The following is a 6,469-nucleotide window of genomic DNA, read 5'->3' as shown; positions in this document are numbered from 1 at the left end:
TTTATGTCAGTTTGAGTGATTCTTGCAAAAAATCGTATCGAAAACCAATAAATTTTCGACTAAAAAAGCTTCTCGATACAAAATTCTTCCAGAATTTCACTCGAAGTGACTTCTGAACTCTTAAGCAAGATTCACGTTAAAATAAGTCAATACAAAAAAGATTTGTTAAGATGTGTGAAGAATTATAGGTAACCATTATTAATATTTTAGATTTTTTAATTATAGGTAAATACTTTATAAAATCGACGATTTCTCTTTGAATTAACTCTCTGTTTTTGCTGAAAATTCTTTAAATTCGCATCCTTATAAGAATGTATAGTAAATGAGCACTAAATTTCCTGAATATAAAGGACTTGACTTACCAAATGTAGCAAACGAGATACTACGATATTGGCAAGAAAATAACATCTTTGAAAAAAGTGTTTCTACCAGAGAAGGCAGTAAGCCGTATGTGTTTTATGAAGGGCCACCATCAGCAAATGGTCTTCCCGGAGTACACCATGTTTTAGCACGTGCTATTAAAGATATTTTCCCACGTTACAAAACTATGAAGGGATATCAAGTAAAGCGTAAAGCAGGTTGGGATACACACGGACTGCCTATCGAATTAGGTGTTGAAAAAGAATTAGGAATTACCAAAGAAGATATAGGTAAAACTATTTCGGTAGAAGATTATAATGCGGCTTGTCGTAAAGCTGTGATGCGTTATACAGATGTATGGAATGACCTAACGCAAAAAATGGGGTATTGGGTAGACATGGATGACCCGTATATTACCTACGATCCTAAATACATGGAAAGTGTTTGGTGGTTGCTAAAGCAAATTTATAATAAAACCTTGCTTTACAAAGGGTATACCATACAACCATATTCACCAAAAGCAGGAACAGGTTTAAGCTCACATGAATTAAACCAACCAGGAACGTATCAAGATGTAACCGATACTACAGTAGTTGCTCAATTTAAAGCAAATCCAGATTCGTTACCAGACTTTTTACAAAACGAAGGTGATATTTATTTTATGGCTTGGACAACCACACCATGGACATTACCAAGTAATACGGCATTAACCGTTGGACCAAAAATTGATTATGTATTAGTAGAAACCTATAATCAATATACGTTCGAACCCATCAATGTTGTTTTAGCTAAGAAATTAGTTAACTATCAGTTTTCTGAAAAATTCAATCAAGTAGAAGATAAATCAGAGTTATTAAATTATAAATCGGGAGATAACCTGCCTGCCGGCAAGGCAGGAAAAATTCCTTTTTACGTTGTAAAAGAATTTGTTGGTAAAGACTTAGTAGGGATTACTTACGAGCAATTATTACCTTATACATTGCCAAATGATAATCCAGAAAATGCTTTTAGAATCATTTCTGGAGATTTCGTAACAACAGAAGACGGAACAGGAATTGTACATACTGCACCTACTTTTGGAGCAGACGATGCCTTGGTAGCAAAACAAGCAACCCCAGAAGTGCCTCCTATGCTTGTAAAAGATGAATATGGTAACCTAGTACCGCTTGTCGATTTACAAGGACGTTTTAGACCAGAAATGGGAGAATATGCTGGTAAGTATGTTAAGAATGAATACTATAATGATGGCGAAGCACCAGAGCGTTCTGTAGATGTAGAGATTGCTATCAAATTAAAAGAAGAAAACAAAGCCTTTAAGGTAGAAAAATATAAGCACAGCTATCCCAATTGCTGGAGAACAGATAAGCCGATTCTTTACTACCCGTTAGATTCATGGTTTATTAAAGTGACCGATGTTAAGGATCGTATGCACGAACTTAACAATTCTATTAACTGGAAACCAAAAAGTACTGGAGAAGGACGATTTGGAAACTGGTTAGCAAATGCTAACGATTGGAATTTATCACGATCACGCTATTGGGGAATTCCATTGCCAATATGGAGAACGGAAGATGGTAAAGAAGAAATCTGCATTGGGTCTGTAGAAGAATTAAAATCTGAAATGAGTAAAGCCGTTTCAGCTGGTGTTTTACAGTCAGCTATTTTTGAAGATTTTGAAATTGGAAATAACTCTGAAGAAAACTACGCCAAGATAGATTTACATAAAAACATTGTAGATGACATTGTATTAGTATCACCATCAGGTCAAAAAATGTTCCGCGAAAGCGATTTAATAGACGTGTGGTTTGATTCCGGTTCTATGCCTTATGCACAATGGCACTATCCATTTGAAAATGCCGATTTAATTGATAAAGGAACAACTTTTCCAGCAGATTTTATAGCCGAAGGCGTCGATCAAACAAGAGGGTGGTTCTATACGTTACATGCTATTGGAACCATGGTTTTTGATTCAGTAGCCTATAAAAATGTAGTATCTAATGGATTGGTATTAGATAAAAACGGACAGAAAATGTCGAAACGTTTAGGAAATGCCGTCGATCCTTTTGAAACCTTAGGGAACTATGGTGCCGATGCGACACGTTGGTACATGATTAGCAATGCAAACCCCTGGGACAATTTAAAATTCGATTTAGAAGGTGTTGAAGAAGTAAAACGTAAGTTCTTTGGAACGCTATATAATACCTATTCTTTCTTTACTCTATATACCAATTTAGATAACTTTAGTTACTCAGAAGCAGATATAGCTATAAAAGAACGACCAGAAATAGATCGTTGGATTTTATCCGAATTGCATACATTAATAAAGAAAGTAGATGCTTTTTATGCCGATTACGAGCCTACAAAAGCAGCACGTGCTATTTCAGATTTTACGCAAGATTATGTAAGTAACTGGTTTGTTCGTTTAAGTAGAAGACGTTTTTGGAAAGGCGATTATGAACAAGATAAAATTTCGGCATACCAAACGCTTTATACGTGTATGATAACAATTGCTAAACTAGGAGCTCCAATTGCACCATTTTTTATGGATAAATTGTATTTAGATTTAAATTCAGTGACCCAAAAAGAATCATTTGAGAGTGTGCATTTAGCGAACTTCCCAGTTTATAATGAAGCCTTTGTTGATAAAAGTTTAGAACGAAAAATGGAAAGCGCTCAAACAATATCATCATTAGTTTTATCGTTAAGAGCTAAGGAGAAAATAAAAGTGCGTCAGCCACTTCAAAAAATAATGATTCCAGTTGATAATGATCAACAGAAAGAAGAAATATTGGCTGTTTCAGAGTTAATAAAACATGAAGTTAATGTTAAAAGTATCGAACTTTTAGAAGAAGCTTCAGATATTTTAGTAAAACAAATAAAGCCCAACTTTAAAGTGCTTGGGCCTCGTTTTGGTAAAGAAATGAAATCAATTGCCAATGCCATTAAAGCATTTAATTCTGATGATATTAAAAAAATTGAACAAAATGGTGTTTTAGATGTTGAAATTAATGGAAAAAATATTACTTTAGAGCTTGAAGATGTAGATATTACATCTCAAGATATTGAAGGTTGGTTGGTTGCAAATGAAGGATCGTTAACAGTAGCTCTCGATGTTACAATATCTGATGATTTACGAAGAGAAGGTATTGCGAGAGAACTTATTAATCGTATACAAAATTTACGTAAAGATTCAGGCTTTGAAGTAACAGATAGAATTGATGTAACACTTCAAAAAGATGATCATGTTATACATGCTGTAAATGCAAACATGTCGTATATAAAAACAGAAACTTTAACTAATGAACTTGAAATTATTGATAAATTAGACAACGGTATTGAGATTGCTTTTGATGATGTAAATACTAAATTGTTTATACAAAAACATTGAAAATTATGAGTACAGATGCAAACGTGAGATATTCTGATAAAGATTTAGCAGAGTTTAAAGAATTAATTACAGAGAAAATAGATAAAGCGCAACACGATTTAGAGCTTATAAAAAGTGCCTATATGAACGACCATAATAATGGGACTGAAGATACGTCACCTACGTTTAAAGCTTTTGACGAAGGAAGTGCTGTAATGAGTAAGGAATCTAATTCGCAATTGGCAATTAGACAAGAGAAATTTATTCGCGATCTTAAAAATGCGTTAATAAGAATAGAAAATAAAACATACGGTATTTGCCGTGTAACAAAAAAGCTAATAAATAAAGAACGCTTAAAGTTAGTACCTCACGCTACTTTAAGTATAGAAGCAAAAAACATGCAATAATTATAAATTACATATTAAAAACGTCTCGATTTAAAGCGAGACGTTTTTGATTTAAAAAGAAAAAATGTCCTTAAAAAAATCTATCATTCTCATCGTCATCATTTTACTTATTGATCAAATAAGTAAAATATATATAAAAACCCATTTTAAACTTCAAGATAATATAGAAGTATTTAGTTGGTTTAAAATATTTTTTATCGAAAATGATGGGATGGCCTGGGGGACAAAAATTAGTGACTTTACCTCTTTCATATCAGATAGAACAGCAAAAGTAATATTAACACTGTTTAGGGTTGTTGCTATTTTTGGAATTGGTTACTGGTTATATACAGCAACAAAAAACAAAGATTCCAAAATATTAATATTAGCAATTGCTTTAATTTTTGCAGGTGCTTTAGGTAATATTATAGATTCTGTTTTTTATGGCGTTTTGTTTGATGGTAGTCGCAATCAAGTCGCCACATTTTTGCCAGAAGGAGGAGGTTATGATAGTTTACTTCATGGTAAGGTTGTAGATATGTTGCATCTTCCTTTGTACAATGATTATTTGCCAGACTGGATACCATTTTATGGAGGCGAATTCTTTACTTTTTTCGAACCTGTTTTTAATGTTGCCGATGTAGCGATAAGTGTAGGTTTTGTTATGCTTATTGTTTTTAACAAGAAAGCATTTCCAAGGAAAAGTAAGGAAGAGAATAGTTAGGGTGTAGAGGAATGACAAGTAAAACGTCAACCAGAAGTTACATAACATTGAACTTGATTTATTAGTATAGCTAATCAATTGAAATAATTAAAACCTATAAATTCTTTCTGGAGTTAAACAATAATCTAATTTTACATCATTGTCAAAAACATCAGTAATCTCGGTTTCAGCTTCAAAAAAAGACAAACCAATTTTAATGGTTTCCTGTTTGCAATCGGCTAAAAAACGATCGTAAAACCCTTTGCCATAACCAACCCGGTTTCCTGTTTTATCAAACCCTAAAAGCGGTATAAAAACGATTTCAATACTATCATTTAAAATAGGAATACCACCAACAGGTTCAGGAATATTATAAGTGTTTTTTCTAATCTTTGTGTTATCAGTTAAAAGAAAATGAGTCATAAGCCCTGTTTTAAAATCACTTTTAGAAATAACAATGTTTTTATCCTTTCCAGATAAAATATTGAGAATATAATCTGTATTAACTTCTTTCTGTTCCTCGATAGAAAGAAACAAATGATAAAATGTATATTCCCAAATAGGAAGTTTTAAAACCAGATTAGCGATTGAAATACTTAGCTCATCTATTTGTTCTGGAGATAAATGTTTTCGAAGTGTTTTATACTTAAGGCGTAATTCTTTTTTAGTCATAATTATTCCCTAAGAGCTGTCGAGATATGAAACAGGGCATCCCCTTGATAAACAATAGGAGCTTCATTTACATTTATAATGTACCCCGAATTGTCTGCTTTTACAAAGTAATTAAACTTACCATATGGGTCTGTAATGTTACCAAGCACATCCCCCTTTTGTACTTTAGAACTAATTTTAGCAGATGCCTTGAACATCCCCGAATATTTGGCACGTTTCCATTTGCTTTCACTTATAAAAATACAGTCTTTTTTAGGTGTTGATACTTTAAATTTGGAGTTTAACATGTTTAAATGATTTAAAACCCGTTTAGCTCCATTTACTCCAGAGTTTGTTACGACATCATCAATATGGAAGGACTTTCCACCTTCAAAAAGAAGCAGAGGTTTTCCTAATTTGGCACAAGTATGCCTAAAAGATTTATTTAAGTTTTTAGAGTACAATACAAATGGAGCTCCAAAGATTTCAGCAATTTCATTAAGCTGCTCATCATCTTTAACAACCCGAATTTGCGGGGCGTTAAACCTACCAGACCCTCCCGTATGAAAATCCAGAATATAATCTGCATGCGGAACGATTTCGTGTATAAGCTTATGTGCAACTCTACTTGCTAAAGAACCACTCGAACTTCCGGGAAACACACGATTTAGATCCCGTCCGTCAGGAAATTCACGCTTTAAATTTATAAAGCCAAAAACATTAATAACTGGAAAACAAATAGTAGTTCCACGTTTTGGTTTATTAATACCTTTTGCAATAATTTGCCTAACAATTTCTACACCGTTAACTTCGTCTCCATGAATACCAGCAGTAAATAATACTGTTGCCCCGGGTTTTTTAGAACGCTCAATAATCACCGGAACATTTATAGGAGTAGATGTATGTAAATTAGCGACATCGAAATTAACCTCTTTACTTTCGCCTGGTTTAATAGGTGTACCAAGAATGGTCAATATGTCGTTTTTAGTATGAGCCATTAAT

Annotated in this window: 5 protein-coding genes; 3 read left to right on the top strand and 2 right to left on the bottom strand. The window is 33.2% G+C overall.

Annotated features, from left to right (window positions below; translation table 11 throughout):
- Positions 1-322 precede the first annotated feature (322 nt).
- The 3 genes from ileS (at position 323) to Q4Q35_RS12765 (ending at position 4,837) form a co-directional block, all read left to right on the top strand.
- Positions 323-3,748, top strand: coding sequence for an isoleucine--tRNA ligase (gene ileS / locus Q4Q35_RS12775; RefSeq protein WP_303278375.1), 3,426 nt, complete (start codon positions 323-325; stop codon positions 3,746-3,748).
- Positions 3,749-3,753: 5 nt separating this feature from the next.
- A complete protein-coding gene (locus Q4Q35_RS12770; RefSeq protein ID WP_303278374.1) occupies positions 3,754-4,134 on the top strand; it encodes a TraR/DksA family transcriptional regulator in 381 nt (126 codons plus the stop codon).
- Positions 4,135-4,198: 64 nt separating this feature from the next.
- A complete protein-coding gene (locus tag Q4Q35_RS12765; protein WP_303278373.1) occupies positions 4,199-4,837 on the top strand; it encodes a lipoprotein signal peptidase in 639 nt (212 codons plus the stop codon).
- An 87-nt stretch (positions 4,838-4,924) separates the two neighbouring features.
- Here the strand turns inward: Q4Q35_RS12765 and Q4Q35_RS12760 are convergent, their stop codons facing one another.
- Both Q4Q35_RS12760 and Q4Q35_RS12755 read right to left on the bottom strand, forming a co-directional pair.
- Positions 4,925-5,488 (bottom strand): 5-formyltetrahydrofolate cyclo-ligase, encoded by a 564-nt coding sequence (locus tag Q4Q35_RS12760; RefSeq protein WP_303278372.1) that lies wholly within the window; start codon positions 5,486-5,488, stop codon positions 4,925-4,927.
- Between the two features lie 2 nt (positions 5,489-5,490).
- Positions 5,491-6,465 (bottom strand): succinylglutamate desuccinylase/aspartoacylase family protein, encoded by a 975-nt coding sequence (locus tag Q4Q35_RS12755; RefSeq protein ID WP_303278371.1) that lies wholly within the window; start codon positions 6,463-6,465, stop codon positions 5,491-5,493.
- Positions 6,466-6,469: the final 4 nt, after the last annotated feature.

The organism is Flavivirga aquimarina (assembly GCF_030540835.1).
In the GTDB taxonomy this organism is placed as follows: Bacteria; Bacteroidota; Bacteroidia; order Flavobacteriales; family Flavobacteriaceae; genus Flavivirga; species Flavivirga aquimarina.
Note: the sequence above shows the minus strand (reverse complement) of the source record. Positions and strands in the feature narration are given on the sequence as shown.